General features: G+C 44.5%; 12 protein-coding genes. 8 read left to right on the top strand and 4 right to left on the bottom strand.

Features of this window, described 5'->3' with window-relative positions; genetic code table 11:
- Positions 1–9: 9 nt before the first annotated feature.
- The 8 genes from I2I13_RS22745 to I2I13_RS22710 all read left to right on the top strand — a co-directional run bounded on the left by I2I13_RS22745 (position 10) and on the right by I2I13_RS22710 (position 8,697).
- Positions 10–555, top strand: coding sequence for a DUF4924 family protein (locus I2I13_RS22745; RefSeq protein WP_008774797.1), 546 nt, complete (start codon positions 10–12; stop codon positions 553–555).
- Positions 556–1,416 (top strand): dTDP-4-dehydrorhamnose reductase, encoded by an 861-nt coding sequence (gene rfbD, locus I2I13_RS22740; RefSeq protein WP_195650596.1) that lies wholly within the window; start codon positions 556–558, stop codon positions 1,414–1,416.
- Positions 1,417–1,492: 76 nt separating this feature from the next.
- Entirely contained in the window at positions 1,493–3,067 is a 1,575-nt protein-coding gene (locus tag I2I13_RS22735; RefSeq protein ID WP_195650595.1) for a peptide chain release factor 3, read from the top strand.
- A gap of 77 nt (positions 3,068–3,144) precedes the next feature.
- Entirely contained in the window at positions 3,145–3,735 is a 591-nt protein-coding gene (locus tag I2I13_RS22730; protein WP_008999793.1) for an RNA polymerase sigma factor, read from the top strand.
- A 10-nt stretch (positions 3,736–3,745) separates the two neighbouring features.
- Positions 3,746–4,585, top strand: a complete 840-nt coding sequence (locus I2I13_RS22725) for a FecR family protein (protein ID WP_148364673.1) — start codon at positions 3,746–3,748, stop codon at positions 4,583–4,585.
- Between the two features lie 754 nt (positions 4,586–5,339).
- Entirely contained in the window at positions 5,340–5,600 is a 261-nt protein-coding gene (locus I2I13_RS22720; protein ID WP_148364674.1) for an OadG family protein, read from the top strand.
- 26 nt (positions 5,601–5,626) lie between these two features.
- Positions 5,627–7,462: a biotin/lipoyl-containing protein gene (locus tag I2I13_RS22715; protein ID WP_195650594.1), complete on the top strand. Its 1,836-nt coding sequence runs from the start codon at positions 5,627–5,629 to the stop codon at positions 7,460–7,462.
- On the top strand, positions 7,462–8,697 hold the full coding sequence (locus I2I13_RS22710; RefSeq protein WP_148364676.1) for a sodium ion-translocating decarboxylase subunit beta: 1,236 nt from the start codon (positions 7,462–7,464) through the stop codon (positions 8,695–8,697). The genes I2I13_RS22715 and I2I13_RS22710 overlap by 1 nt, the downstream gene beginning before the upstream one ends.
- 107 nt (positions 8,698–8,804) lie before the next feature.
- Here I2I13_RS22710 and I2I13_RS22705 read toward each other — a convergent pair whose 3' ends face one another.
- The 4 genes from I2I13_RS22705 to I2I13_RS22690 all read right to left on the bottom strand — a co-directional run bounded on the left by I2I13_RS22705 (position 8,805) and on the right by I2I13_RS22690 (position 15,243).
- Positions 8,805–10,076, bottom strand: a complete 1,272-nt coding sequence (locus I2I13_RS22705; RefSeq protein ID WP_167511752.1) for a TolC family protein — start codon at positions 10,074–10,076, stop codon at positions 8,805–8,807.
- Positions 10,077–10,124: 48 nt separating this feature from the next.
- Positions 10,125–13,157: an efflux RND transporter permease subunit gene (locus tag I2I13_RS22700; RefSeq protein ID WP_195650593.1), complete on the bottom strand. Its 3,033-nt coding sequence runs from the start codon at positions 13,155–13,157 to the stop codon at positions 10,125–10,127.
- A 151-nt stretch (positions 13,158–13,308) separates the two neighbouring features.
- The gene (locus I2I13_RS22695) at positions 13,309–14,367 is read right to left on the bottom strand and encodes an efflux RND transporter periplasmic adaptor subunit (RefSeq protein WP_195650592.1); all 1,059 of its coding nucleotides are present in this window, start codon (positions 14,365–14,367) and stop codon (positions 13,309–13,311) included.
- A gap of 447 nt (positions 14,368–14,814) precedes the next feature.
- Positions 14,815–15,243 (bottom strand): hypothetical protein, encoded by a 429-nt coding sequence (locus tag I2I13_RS22690; protein WP_195650591.1) that lies wholly within the window; start codon positions 15,241–15,243, stop codon positions 14,815–14,817.
- Between the last annotated feature and the right edge of the window lie 87 nt (positions 15,244–15,330).

Here is a 15,330-nt window from a genome sequence, read left to right as displayed (position 1 = left end):
AGATAACTTATGAATCAGATAGCACAACAACTGAAAGAGAAGAATATTGCCGAGTACCTTATATATATGTGGCAAGAGGAAGACTTGATCCGCGCCAATCATTGTGAACCGGAAGAGATGGAGGTAAATATAATTGCCCGTTATCCGGCAGATCAGCAGCCTGCCATGAGAGAATGGTATACCAACCTGATTACGATGATGAGTGAGGAAGGAGTACGGGAAAAAGGTCATTTGCAGATTAATAAGAATGTGATTATCAATCTGACAGAATTGCATAACGCATTGGCTTCTTCTCCTAAATTTCCTTTTTACAGTGCCGCCTATTTCAAGGCATTGCCGTTTATAGTAGAATTACGGAATAAAAACGGCAAGAAAGACGAGCCCGAATTGGAGACCTGTTTTGAGGCGTTGTATGGAGTGCTCCTGCTTCGTCTTCAAAAAAAGCCTATCAGTGAAGGTACTGCTAAGGCAGTGGAAGCTATCACTAGTTTCCTTTCTATGTTGGCAAACTATTATGATAAAGACCGTAAAGGTGAATTAAAACTGGATGAATAAATGAGAATTTTGGTAACGGGTGCCAACGGTCAGCTTGGCAATGAGATGCAGGTGCTTGCAAAAGAGAACCCGCAACATACGTATTATTTCACGGATGTAGAGGAGCTTAACATCTGTGACAAGCAAGCCGTTTGGGCTTATATCGCAGAGAAGCGGATTGAGCTTGTCGTGAACTGTGCCGCATATACGGCCGTAGATAAAGCGGAAGATAATTCGGAACTAGCCTATCAATTGAATTGCGAAGCACCGAAACAATTGGCAAGTGCGGCACAATTCAACGGAGCCGCCATGATACAGGTATCTACCGATTATGTCTTTGACGGTACTGCACACACTCCGTATACGGAGGATTGCGACCCTTGTCCGGACTCCGTATACGGCACCACCAAACTGGAAGGAGAATATGACGTGATGAATTATTGCGAGAAAGCAGTTGTAATCCGTACTGCATGGCTTTATTCCACTTTCGGCAATAATTTTGTGAAGACAATGATCCGTCTTGGAAAAGAGTGTGACAGTCTGGGAGTTGTTTTCGACCAGATCGGAACCCCGACTTATGCTAATGACCTGGCACGTGCCATCTATACCATTATAAATAAAGGTATAGTCCGCGGCATCTACCATTTCAGCAATGAAGGCGTTTGTTCCTGGTATGATTTCACAGTGGCTATTCATCGCTTGGCAGGAATAACCTCCTGCAAAGTGAAACCTCTGCATACAGCCGAATATCCTGCAAAGGCCAACCGTCCGGCATACTCCGTACTTGATAAAACAAAAATAAAAACAACATTTGGCATCGAAATCCCCCATTGGGAGGAAAGTCTCCAACGATGCCTGGAGAAATTGGAAATTAAAAATTGAGAGTTGAGAAATAAAAAAGAAACCACTTTGAGTATCATTTTTTAATTTCCAATTTTCAATTCTCAATTTAATAACTATGGCAGATAATACAGAAATTTTGAGACGGCGAACGTTCGCCATTATTGCGCATCCGGATGCCGGTAAGACATCATTGACGGAAAAGCTATTGCTTTTCGGTGGTCAGATACAGGTAGCAGGTGCTGTAAAGAGTAATAAGATAAAGAAGACGGCTACGTCCGACTGGATGGAAATCGAGAAACAACGTGGTATTTCGGTAACGACTTCCGTGATGGAATTCGACTATCGGGATTATAAAATCAACATTCTCGATACTCCGGGTCACCAGGACTTTGCCGAAGACACGTACCGTACATTGACTGCTGTGGACAGCGTTATCATCGTTGTAGACGGTGCGAAAGGTGTGGAAACGCAGACGCGTAAACTGATGGAGGTATGCCGCATGAGAAAGACTCCGGTAATAATCTTCGTCAACAAAATGGACCGTGAAGGAAAAGATCCGTTCGACTTGCTCGATGAACTCGAAGAAGAACTGATGATTCAGGTTCGTCCCTTGTCCTGGCCGATAGAGCAGGGAGCACGTTTCAAAGGAGTATACAACATCTACGAACAGAAACTGGACTTGTACCAGCCATCCAAACAGATGGTAACGGAAAAAGTGGCAGTCGATATTCATACGGAAGAACTGGATCAGCAGATTGGCAAGCCATTGGCAGACAAGCTGCGTGGTGATCTGGAACTGATCGAAGGTGTTTATCCCGAATTTGATTCGGAATCCTATCTCGCAGGAGATTGTGCACCTGTATTCTTCGGATCAGCGTTGAACAACTTCGGTGTGCAAGAGCTGCTGAACTGTTTCGTGGAGATAGCTCCCAGTCCTCGTCCCGTACAGGCAGAAGAGCGTGAAGTGAATCCCGACGAACCGAAATTCACCGGATTCATCTTTAAGATCACAGCCAATATTGATCCCAATCACCGTTCTTGTGTGGCATTCTGTAAGATTTGCTCCGGCAAGTTTGTCCGCAATGCTCCCTATATGCACGTTCGTCATGGAAAGACCATGCGTTTTTCATCGCCCACCCAATTTATGGCACAGCGTAAAACAACGATTGACGAAGCCTATGCAGGAGATATTATCGGTCTGCCGGATAATGGTACCTTTAAGATTGGCGATACGCTGACAGAAGGTGAAATGCTTCATTTCCGCGGATTGCCGAGCTTCTCGCCGGAGATGTTCAAGTATATTGAAAATGCCGATCCGATGAAGCAGAAACAGTTGGCGAAAGGTATCGATCAGTTGATGGATGAAGGTGTGGCACAGTTGTTTGTCAATCAGTTCAATGGCCGTAAGATTATCGGTACGGTGGGACAGTTGCAGTTTGAGGTCATTCAGTACCGTTTGTTGAATGAATACAATGCGTCCTGTCGCTGGGAACCGGTAAGTCTTTATAAAGCCTGTTGGGTAGAAAGCGATGATCCCGCAGAACTGGAAGCCTTCAAGAAACGTAAATACCAGTATATGGCAAAGGATAGAGAAGGGCGCGATGTGTTCCTGGCAGACTCCGGTTATGTACTTCAGATGGCTCAGATGGACTTTAAACACATCAAATTCCACTTTACAAGTGAGTTTTAAAACATATTCCGTTGATTTTAACTAAAAAATCAGGTAAAAAAAGGAAAAACATATCTCATATAAATGAGTGAATAGAAATGAAGACACTATCCTGGGATAAAATTCAGCAAGGGGATGAAGAGGCATTCCGGCAGCTTTATGAGCAATATGCAGATTTACTGTATGGATATGGCATGAAGATAGCCGGTGATGAGACTCTGGTAACCGAGGCGATACAGTCGTTGTTTGTTTACATCTTTGAGAAAAGAGAAACTTGCGCGGCTCCTCAATCCATACCCGCTTACTTATGTGTTTCGTTGAGACACATGATAGTGAACGAACTGAAAAAGGAGAATAGTGGCTCATTAAAATCACTGGATGAAGTAGGCACAAATGAATATCAGTTTGATCTGGAGATTGATATTGAAACTGCTATTATCCGTTCAGAGTTAGAAAAAGAACAGCTAGAAGTTTTGCAGAAAGAGCTGAACAATTTGACAAAGCAACAGCGGGAGGTATTGTATCTTAAGTATTATAAGAAGATGAGTCCGGAAGAAATAGCCCAGGTGATGGGACTCACTTCACGTACGGTTTATAATACTACTCATATGGCTATCTCCAGTTTGCGGGAGCGTATGAGCAAATCTTTCTTGTTGTTGGTAGCAGCTAATTTGTGGATTTTTAATTGAGGTGTGAGATATGGAAAAGTGGACAGAATCTTTAGATAAATACTTAGAAGAAGGAAAACTTCCTCTGGTTGGCGAAATCTTTTCTCGTAAAAAAGAAATAGGTGATAAGCTGAAGTTGCAACGTGAGGAGAGCCATAAGATCGCCTTAAGCCGGAGAAGAAAGCAAGGTACGGGAAGAAGTTTCTCTTTTTCATGGGGAGCGGCAGCGGCAGTTGTCCTTCTTTTGGGGATAGGCGGTTACTTCCTGGCAGAAGAAAAGGTGGTGACTGATAATACGGCTATGAACTATGAATTTCCGGATGGCAGCACTGTGCAGGTGATGGAAAATTCCCGCCTGACTTACAATCATATCACATGGCTTTGGGAGCGCAAATTGCAACTGTTGGGTAAAGCCTCTTTTAATGTAACCAAAGGCAAGACATTCACCGTCCGTACAGAAGCCGGCGACGTGACCGTACTGGGAACGAAATTCCTCATCGATCAGCAGGGAAAGAAGATGACCGTCAACTGTGAGGAAGGAAGCGTGAAAGTTGAGACTGCTGTAGGTAAGCGTACATTGCTTGCCGGAGAAAGCGTGCATTGCGATGAGAACAAGATTGTGCCGGTAGAGAAAAAGGCAGAAGAATCGGAGTTCCCCGAGGTGTTGGGGTATGAAGACGATCCGCTGATAAATGTAGTGGCAGATATTGAACACATATTTAAGGTAACAGTCGTCGGGCACGAGAAGTGCGAGGGATTGACCTACAACGGGACGGTTTTGACGAAAGACCTGAACGCCACACTGGAAAAAGTCTTCGGCTCGTGTGGAATCAGTTATCAAATTCGAGGGAAAGAAATTATTTTGCAATAAAAAAAGCCTCTTCTGGATAGTCAGGAGAGGCTTTTTTGTTTTTCTTCAAATTTTCTTCATTTTTTCTTGGTAAAAAACAAACGGATGCTTCTCTTTCTAATATAAGAGCTATTTAATGATGTTTGAAAAAAACGGTAGAATTAATTAGAAGATTAAATGTTGTAGAAGGAATTATCCGGCCATCTTCCTTATTAGGAATAAAGGCCGGAGCTCAAAACAAACAATATTTCGAAAAGAATACAAACTAGGGCTCAAAGCAAACAATAGACAGTGGGCAGATGAAAAATTCCTGCCGGAGACGTAGGTCAGAAATGGTTCCCTCACCAGGGTTATATGAGCTTTAGAAGGCTTGTTTTTCCCGATCAAACAAGTTGGCTTAAAAGGGTTTTTCAACTAGACTGCTACGCTAATTAAAAGAATGAAAGCCGTGATGGTGCATGAGAGGTTTAACAAGACCGGTTTTATCTGGTAATTTAATAGGTTAAGAAGAGGGTATGAAACCAGATGAGGGCTAAACCGGTTTATCATTGAGTATTTTTATTTAATAATTGTTTTATCAGAGTGTGAGAGAAAGTTGAGGGGCTTTCTCTCACATTTTTTTGTAATAAGTTTCTGCTCATAAATACCCTGATTATCAATCAGAGAAATGACAGTTTTATACATTATATTCCTTTCTTAATTTATTTTATAATAAAAATTTGGTATTTTCGAACGCTTTTTAGACGAACAACTTAAATTACTAATAGTTTATTATATGGAAAATATCGAAACAGCGATCCTGCTGATGGTGGTCGGAATGGCTACCGTGTTTGTTATTCTGCTGATTGTGATTTATTTAGGTAAGTTGTTGATTACATTGGTCAACAAGTACGCCCCCGAAGAAGTGGTTCCTGTGAAGCGGGAAGCACCGCGAGGTCCTACACCTGTTCCGGGAAATATTTTAGCAGCCATTACTGCTGCTGTGAATGTAGTGACACAGGGTAAAGGAAAAATCACTAAAGTAGAAAAATTATAAATCTATAAAGAATATCACTGAAAGACATGAAAAGAGAAGTAAAGTTTAGCTTGGTTTTCCGAGATATGTGGCAATCAGCCGGAAAATACGTACCTCGTGTAGACCAACTCGTAAAGGTAGCTCCGGCCATCATTGAAATGGGTTGTTTCGCCCGTGTAGAAACAAACGGCGGAGGTTTTGAACAGGTAAATTTATTGTTTGGTGAAAACCCGAATACAGCCGTGCGCGAATGGACAAAACCGTTCCATGAAGCCGGTATTCAAACCCATATGCTCGACCGCGCACTGAACGGACTCCGTATGAGCCCCGTTCCGGCAGACGTCCGCAAATTATTCTACAAAGTAAAGAAAGCACAAGGAACAGACATTACCCGTACGTTCTGCGGATTGAACGATGTGCGTAATATCGCTCCTTCCATCACATACGCAAAGGAAGCAGGCATGATTTCACAATGCTCGCTTTGTATCACTCATTCGCCTATTCATACGGTAGAGTACTATACCAATATGGCATTGGAACTCATCAAACTGGGTGCAGACGAAATCTGTATCAAAGATATGGCAGGTATCGGCCGTCCCGTATCATTAGGTAAGATTGTAGCCAATATCAAGGCAGCACATCCTGAAATCCCTGTTCAGTATCATAGCCATGCAGGTCCCGGATTCAATATGGCAAGCATCCTCGAAGTATGCGAAGCAGGTTGCGATTACATCGATGTGGGTATGGAACCACTCTCATGGGGAACTGGTCATGCTGATTTGCTTAGTGTACAAGCCATGCTGAAAGATGCCGGATATCAAGTGCCTGAAATTAATATGGAAGCCTACATGAAAGTGCGTGGCATGATTCAGGAATTTATGGACGACTTTCTCGGCCTGTATATCAGCCCGAAAAACCGCCTGATGAACTCCTTGCTGATTGCTCCCGGACTTCCCGGCGGTATGATGGGTAGTCTGATGGCCGACCTCGAATCCAATCTGGAATCTATCAATAAATATAAGGCAAAACACAATCTGCCGTTTATGACACAAGATCAGCTTCTCATCAAGCTGTTTGACGAAGTGGCTTACGTATGGCCTCGTGTCGGTTATCCTCCATTGGTGACTCCGTTCAGTCAATATGTGAAGAACCTTGCCATGATGAACGTGATGGCGATGGAAAAAGGGAAAGACCGTTGGGGAATGATTGCCGATGACATTTGGGACATGATTCTGGGTAAAGCCGGACGTTTGCCGGGCAAACTTGCTCTGGAAATCATTGAAAAGGCGGAACGTGAAGGCCGCAAGTTCTTCGAAGGCGATCCACAGAACAACTATCCGGATGCTCTTGATAAATATCGCAAACTGATGAAAGAGAACAAATGGGAAGCCGGACAGGACGACGAAGAACTCTTCGAATATGCGATGCACCCGGCTCAATACGAAGCCTACAAGAGTGGCAAAGCTAAAGAAGACTTCCTCGAAGACGTGGCAAAACGCCGTGCCGAAAAAGATAAATCACCGGAAGAAGATGTCAAACCGAAGACACTGACCGTACAGGTAGACGGACAGGCTTATCGTGTCACTGTAGCTTATGGTGATACCGAGCTTCCTGCTACTCCTGCGAGTGCTGCCGCTGCTCCGGCAGGCGAAGGCAAAGAGGTGCTTTCTCCGTTGGAAGGCAAGTTCTTCTTGGTGAAAAATGCACAAGAAACTGCTTTGCAAGTAGGCGACACGGTGAAAGAAGGAGACGTAATCTGCTATGTAGAAGCGATGAAAACCTACAATGCGATTCGCGCTGAATTTGGCGGCACAGTGACTGCTATCTGTGCCAACCCGGGAGATGCTGTTTCAGAAGATGATGTATTAATGAGGATAGGATAATGAACGAAATATTTGAGAACTTATATGACATGACTGCGTTCAGCAATATCATTGCCGAACCGCAGTTCCTGATAATGTATGCCATCGCGTTCATCCTGCTCTATCTCGGAATTAAGAAACAGTATGAACCGTTGTTGCTTGTGCCTATCGCTTTCGGTGTGTTGCTTGCCAACTTCCCCGGAGGAGATATGGGTGTGATTCAGGCTGATGAGAATGGTATGATTATGGTGAACGGAGTGATGAAGAACATCTGGGAAATGCCTCTGCATGACATTGCCCACGAACTCGGCATCATGAACTTTATTTACTATATGCTGATTAAGACAGGTTTCCTGCCTCCGATCATCTTCATGGGTGTCGGTGCGTTGACGGACTTCGGACCGATGTTGCGTAACCTGCGTCTTTCTATTTTCGGTGCAGCCGCACAATTGGGTATCTTTACCGTGCTGTTGGTGGCTATCCTGATGGGATTCACTCCGAAAGAAGCTGCCTCTCTGGGAATTATCGGTGGTGCGGATGGGCCGACGGCTATCTTTACCACCATCAAACTTGCTCCGCATTTGCTGGGTCCTATTGCCATTGCAGCTTACTCATACATGGCACTCGTTCCGGTGATTATTCCGCTGGTAGTGAAGCTGTTCTGTACGAAGAAAGAGTTGAGTATCAACATGAAAGAGCAAGAAAAGATGTATCCCTCAAAGACGGAAATCAAGAATCTGCGTGTATTGAAGATTATCTTCCCGATTGTGGTAACTACCGTTGTGGCCCTCTTCGTGCCAAGTGCTGTGCCATTGATCGGAATGCTGATGTTCGGTAACCTGGTGAAAGAGATCGGAACCAATACATTCCGTTTGTTCGATGCTGCTTCCAATAGTATCATGAATGCAGCTACTATCTTCCTCGGATTGTCTGTAGGGGCAACAATGACTGCCGAAGCATTCCTCAACTGGACAACAATCGGTATCGTGATCGGTGGATTCCTTGCATTTGCACTTTCTATAACCGGTGGTATTTTCTTTGTGAAACTAGTGAATCTTTTCTCGAAGAAGAAAATCAATCCGCTTATCGGTGCAACCGGTTTGAGTGCTGTTCCGATGGCAAGCCGCGTAGCCAATGAAATAGCTTTGAAGTACGATCCGAAGAATCACGTATTGCAATACTGCATGGCAAGCAACATCTCCGGCGTAATCGGTTCTGCCGTAGCCGCGGGTGTGTTAATTTCCTTCCTTGCGTAGTCAATATAGCTGACCTTATATACAATAATCCGGAGATATGGGTATTGCCCATTTTCCGGATTTTTTATTATATACTGCTTTATGAATGCAGATTTCAGATTCTTCTTTTATTCACTAATCACTTTTCTGTATTCCGCTACCGCCATCTTTTCCGACAGATACGCATTAATCAGATTTGTGTGTGCTTGTGTCCATGATAGTTGTGCCGACAACACATCTACCATATTCGCTTTTCCCTCATTGTAAGAGAACGAAACCAGGTCGAGATTTTCATTGGCCAGATTCATAGTCTCGGTGGCAGTTTTCACTTGATATTCCGTTTCCGTCAGTTTGGTTAGTGCGGCAGAAAGTTCCTCGTTGATATTGTCCGTCACATAACTCTGTTGCAGTTTCTGTATTCCGATGTATGCTTTTTGCTGGCGGTTCGTTTTGAACCGGGCTCCCCACCGGAAAATCGGGATATTGATATTAATGCCGACGATGGGATTGAAAGATACATCATATCCGAGATTAGGCGTAGCCGTAGCCCATCCGCCACTGAAATACATATTCAGTTGCGGGTTGAACTGACTAAGAGCCGCTTTGCGCTGTGCCTCACTCTTCATGATGTTCACTTCCGTACTTTCAAAATCCGCACGGCGTTGCAACACATTCTCTAAAGAAAGTATCTGTACCGGGGCAGAAGCCTTGTCAATCGTATAAAGACTGTCTACAGGACTATTGGGCTCTTCTCCCATTAAGATATTCAGCTTTTGCAGGGCCAGCGTATAGTTCTGGCGAGCCTTGATATATTGCAGTTCCGCTTCTTTTAACCGGGTGGAAATCATTAATAAATCCGTGCGGCTAATCATCCCGTCGCTGAAACGATCCTGTATGATGTCATACTGCTGTTTCACGATGCTTTGATACTTATCCGCTGCTTGCAACATAGCTTGTGAGGCAGAAGCATTCCAGTAAACCGCATCACTTTGATAATGAATCTGGTCGATGGTAAGCTCCTCGTTCAGCTGATTCAGCTTTTCATCCGCTTTGGCAATCTTGTGCTGGGCGTTGAGTGCTCCTCCTGTGTACAATGGTTGCGAAACGATAAATACTCCTTGATAAGTATGATTGCGGTATTCGCCCAATGGCTCGTTCCATGCACTAAGGTCGCTCATGTTAAGCGTACCGTCCGCATTGACATCGATTTTAGGTAAGAAACCGGTATGAGCAATTTTCCGTGCTTCCGTACTTGCCATTGTCTTTAGTTTCTGTTGCTTCAGTATTTGGCTGTAAGCTTCCACCTTATCCCGGTAGGCTTCCCGGCTAAGATAAGGCTGTTGTGCCCCGGCCGTGAGGCCGAGGAACAATAGAGACAGAGTTATAAGTTGAGTTTTCATTTTATTCAATCTAAACAATAAATTCAAGTTTCATATAAGAATAGCCAATTAGCCTTTGATTCTCTGAATGGCACAATAAGCTACCGGAAGAACAAACAATGTCAGCGCCGAAGCCACCAACAAACCTCCCATAATCGTAGCCGCCATACCGCCAAACATTGCATCGAACAACAATGGTAACATACCCAGAATAGTAGTACCGGACGCCATTGCTACAGGAATAATACGGCTGGTCGTGGCACTGACAACAGCATCCAACGGTTTTTTGCCTGTCTTTGCCTCCAGGTCAATCTGCTCTACAAGCACAATCGCGTTTTTGATATTCATACCAATCAGTCCGAGCAACCCCAAAATAGAGAAGAAGTCGAACGACTTGCCGAGTAACACCAATCCTAACACGATACCGATAAAGATAAGCGGCAGCATCAACAGAATCACTGTCGGTTTACGGTACGTCCTGAACAAGAACAACAGAGTGACAAACATCAGGAAGAACGTCAACGGCAAGTTCTTGGCCAGCGCCTCATTAGATTCCACCTGACTTTCCTGCTCCCCGAAATATTTCATTGTATATCCCTCCGGCACTTTTATTTCTTTCTGTACCAGCGGCCAAACCTCATTGAAAGCAGCAATCGCATTTACCCCGCGACGCGGATCGCACTGTGCCATCATCACCATTTGCCGGTTGTAATCTTTCACGTTCGAGAAACGGTACTGGAAATCAAATTCCGATACCACCTGTTCCAGGCTGCTTGTCTCATTCCCTGTGCCAAACACAGGCAACGTGCGCAAGTCATTGATGCGGAATGAATCCACCGTGTTGTCCTTCAATAAGATAGGCAACACCTGATCCCCCTGCCGGTATTCTCCGAGCGTCATACCCGTAGTTCCGATCTGGATACTCTGTGCCATGCCCTGACGGGATACCCCTAATGGCTGTGCCCGTTCGGGACTATATATCGGTTTCCACACAGGAATCTTGTTTCCCCACGAATTGCGTATGTTGATTAAATCCGGATTCCGGTGCATAATCTCCAATGCCTGATTGGTGAGTGCCACAAGTGTGTCTACATCCGGTCCTATAAACCCGATTTCGATAGCGGCATCCACCGCGGGCGACAGCTTGAACAGACTTGTACGCGTAATCGCATTCGGATAATTCGCCTTCATATATGCGTCGAAATCTTCCTCATACTCTTTTGTATATTTACTGTCTGTTAATTCAATCAACACATTGGCAAAATTCGGTTTCGGTCCTACGGAAGTGGAAGCGAGGTAATACCTTAACGGCGTGCTGCCGAAGGTGATCGACACTTTTTTCACTTCCGGCTGCTTTGCCAGATGCTCTTCCACCGATTTCATCTCTTTCACCACATCGTTGATGCTATATCCGTCGGGATAGAACACGTCTGCCCGGAAATAGGGCTTGTCCAAAGAAGGGAAGAAGTTTTGCGGCATCGTCCCCATGATAATCAGCGAAGCAACGAAAAGCACTACCATCGAACCCAGTGTCAACGTTTTCCTACGAATCAGTGTACGGAGGATAGAAGCGAATTTGTGATAAAACGGTTTATCATACGGGTCTTTGGCACCATCTTTTGCTTTCGCTTTCAGGATGAAATTACCAAAAACGGTGGTCTGCGTCAGTGCAAGTACCCAGCTCAATCCCAACGAGATGGCAAGTACCACAAAAAGCGGTTTCACAATTTCCGCTACGGCAGAAGGAGCAAGGTAGAGCGGAAGGAACGAACAGATAGCGATAAAAGTAGCCCCGAGCAATCCCCATTGCGGCCCCGTTGCACCATCTATTAGTGCTTTCCGCCGGTCTACTCCACGGGCAATGGCAATCTGTGCGTTATCCGTCACCACAATGGCGTTGTCCACCAGCATACCCATGGCGATGATAAATCCCGCCAACGAAGTACGGTTCAGCCCGACACCGAAGAAAGACATGATAAGCAATGTACCTCCAATGGAGAAAATAAGTGACGAACCGATCAGCATACCTGCACGCAAGCCCATCACCAACATGATAATCACAATCACAATCAGAATAGATTCGATCAGATTGATGATAAATCCGTTGTTGGCTTCATTGGCTATCTCGTTTTCCAGATATAGACTTTGTAGCTCCAATCCCACAGGCATCAGTGGCAGCAATTCGTCCAGCTTGGCTTTCACATTCTTACCCGTTTGCACCACATCCCGTTGCGGGTCGGTGGAGACACCGATGCCGATGGCACGTTTGCCGTTCACGTGCATAATGTTGGATGGGGGATCCATGTATCCTTTTTCGATAACGGCGATATCACCGAGTTTCACCTGTCCGGCCTTTGTGGTAATTACTTGGTTGCGAATATCGTCTACAGTGGTGTACATGCCGTTGGCAGTCACCCGGAGTTGTTGCTCGCCGGCACGGATTTCTCCGGTATTGATAATCTGATTCTGCGATTGCAGCAGACTGGCAAGCTGTTTCGGGTCGATGCCCATACCTACGAGCTTATTAGTAGAAATGAAAATATTAACCACTTCTGTCTGCGTTCCGAACAAAGCCACTTTCATCACTCCGTCTGCCGTCACTACCTGTGTCTTGATCCGTTCCGCCCAGTTGCGCATCTCTTCGTATGTGTAACCGTCGTCCGCCGTCAGACCGTAATAGATGCCGAACACGTCACCGAAATCATCGGAAACAGTTGGTGCGGAAGCACCGCTTGGCAACTGTGGCTGTATGTTGAGCACCTTCCGTCGTAACTCGTCCCACTTCTGTGGAATGGAGCTTGCTGACAAGGAAGGTTGTAATTCGAATGTGATTTTTGAAAGCCCGTACATAGATTCTGATTTAATCTTGTACACACCGCTCATACTTTGAATCTCGCGGGAGATGGGCTCGGTAATCAACCGCTCCACTTCAGCCGGTTCGGCACCCGGATAACGGGTCATGATAACCGCCGACTTTATCACGAAAGGAGCATCCTCTTTCTTGCCTAGCTTGCCAAAGGAAGTGATTCCCCCAATCAGCAGCACGGCAAGAAAGAAATAGATGATTTTCGTATTATCTAATGAATATCTAGCTAAACTCATAATAAATGATAGTTGATAGTTGATAAATGATAGTTGGGATTAAATGATAGTTGACAATTGATAAATGATAGTTGGTAAGTGATCGGTAAAAAAAATGATTACTAGCCGATTCCAATTAGCAGTACCCTATGGCACAGCCCACTATCATTTATCACCTATCACCTATTATAGATTCTCCTTCCACTAGTTGGTGTACGCCTGCAATGACGATTTTTTCACCGGGTTTCAAACCTTCCGAGATGAGTGCCTGTGCTTCTCCGGTCGGGGCGTTGACGGTCACTTCCCGTTTGTGGACTTTGTTGTCTTCTACCACCCAGACATACATTTTATTCCCTTCACTTTCACCGAATACGGCACTAAGTGGTACAATCGTCCAGCTATCCTGCACCAACGGACCTACATCTGCTGTGAAACGGATGCCACACGTGAAACCGGGTTTCACTGCATAAAGATCACGGTCGAATGACGGGTCGTCAATCGTGATACTGACCGGGATACCTGTGCCATCGGTCGAAATATCCAGATATTCTTCCAGTTTCGCTTGAAACACGTGTCCTTTGAAGGTATCAAACTCAACAAGGAAACGCGGATCTTTGGCGCGCAACAAATAAAGATAAGCATCCGGAATGGTGAATTTGATACGCAGATTATGCGTGTTGACAAGCTGAACGATACCTTCACCGGAGTTGACACGCTGATAGTTTTCTACCAGTCGTTTTTCGATAGAACCGTCGAAAGGAGCGGTCAGTTTAGTGTCGCGCATATTGTTGGCAGACAGTTCGTATTCAGACTTCGCCTTTTGGAAGTTGGCGAGGCTGATTTCATATTCCTGTACGGAGATCGCTTGCCGGGAGAGGAGCCGTTTGTTACGTTCCACTTGTGCGGAAGCCGTTTCGTATGCTGATTTTGTAGCAGCATATTGCAACGCGATGTCTCTGGGGTCGATAGCTGCTATGAGTTGTCCCTTTTTCACTTTCTGTCCTTCGATGACAGGAAGCTGGATGATTTGTCCGTTGACCCGGAAAGCCAGCTTCACATATTCCACCGCTTCCACGATTCCCGAGAAATCTTTTCTGATAATCGATCTTGACTCGACAATCGTAGTCTTTACGGGACGGGCAGTTGTCGTTGTCGTTTCTTTTTTCTGTCCGCAGCCAGCAAGCAAGATTGCAGCCGCAGCCGCCAGGACGAATCCAATTTTCTTTTTCATATACCACGTTGATGTTTAGAGGTTTTGCGTTGATAAATAGCGAATAATATACTAAAACAACTCCCGTTTATTTATGTTCAACATTCCTATCTTTTCATATTCTGCCTCTTAACCATTATATGGAACACAAAAAAACGGGAACTTTACCGTTTCTAAGGTAAAATTCTCATCCAACTCTTTTGAAGGTTATTGCATTATTCATAACGAAACCGTACGAATTTGAATTAAATGAACTATTTCACCACAGAGGACACGGAGGACACAGAGGTTATAATAATCTCTGAATTAGAACTCTGAAAACTCTGTGTCCTCCGTGTCCTCTGTGGTGAAAACCGTGTAATAATGTGTCAATATGCTAATTGTTTACGCTGTGTCCCACATGGTAATTGGCATATTAACATATTGGCGTTTTGATTCATCATTAGCAGGTGCACTGACAATTATTCACTATTGGAACCTTTTGCACAGCCTTTTTATCCAACTGTTACTACGTATAACGTTGTTATTCTCTCCAATCGCTTTTTTCAAATCCCGGATTCGTTCGTTTTGTCTTTTCATTGCTGCTTGTATCTCGTTTATCAACGTATTTATTTCCTTTTGCAACTGAATTTCCTTTTCTTTCAATTGAATAATGTGGGCGTATTTCTCGCAGACCATCGTTTTGTCTATACACAGTTGTTCCAGCGTATCAATATATTCTGTTGTAATACCGGCTTTACTTCGGCGAAAGAGTTCCAGAATACATTCTTCGTCAACGTTCGGAACATTGTCTATGTATAACATAGGGAATTGTCCCATTTCCACCCAAAGCAGGATCGCTTCTTTTTCGATGTGATACTTAATCACTGCTTTTTCTACACTAATCCATTCTGGCATATCGCTTTTGTTTTGGTACTGATATACATATCTACACTGGAAATCCTTCCGTCCCCGGAGGGATTTCTTTTTAATTATACGTATCTG

Origin of the sequence: Bacteroides sp. D55t1_190419_B8 (assembly GCF_015558905.1) — a bacterium.
Lineage (GTDB): Bacteria > Bacteroidota > Bacteroidia > Bacteroidales > Bacteroidaceae > Bacteroides > Bacteroides vicugnae.
This window is presented reverse-complemented; position numbering and strand designations above follow the sequence as displayed.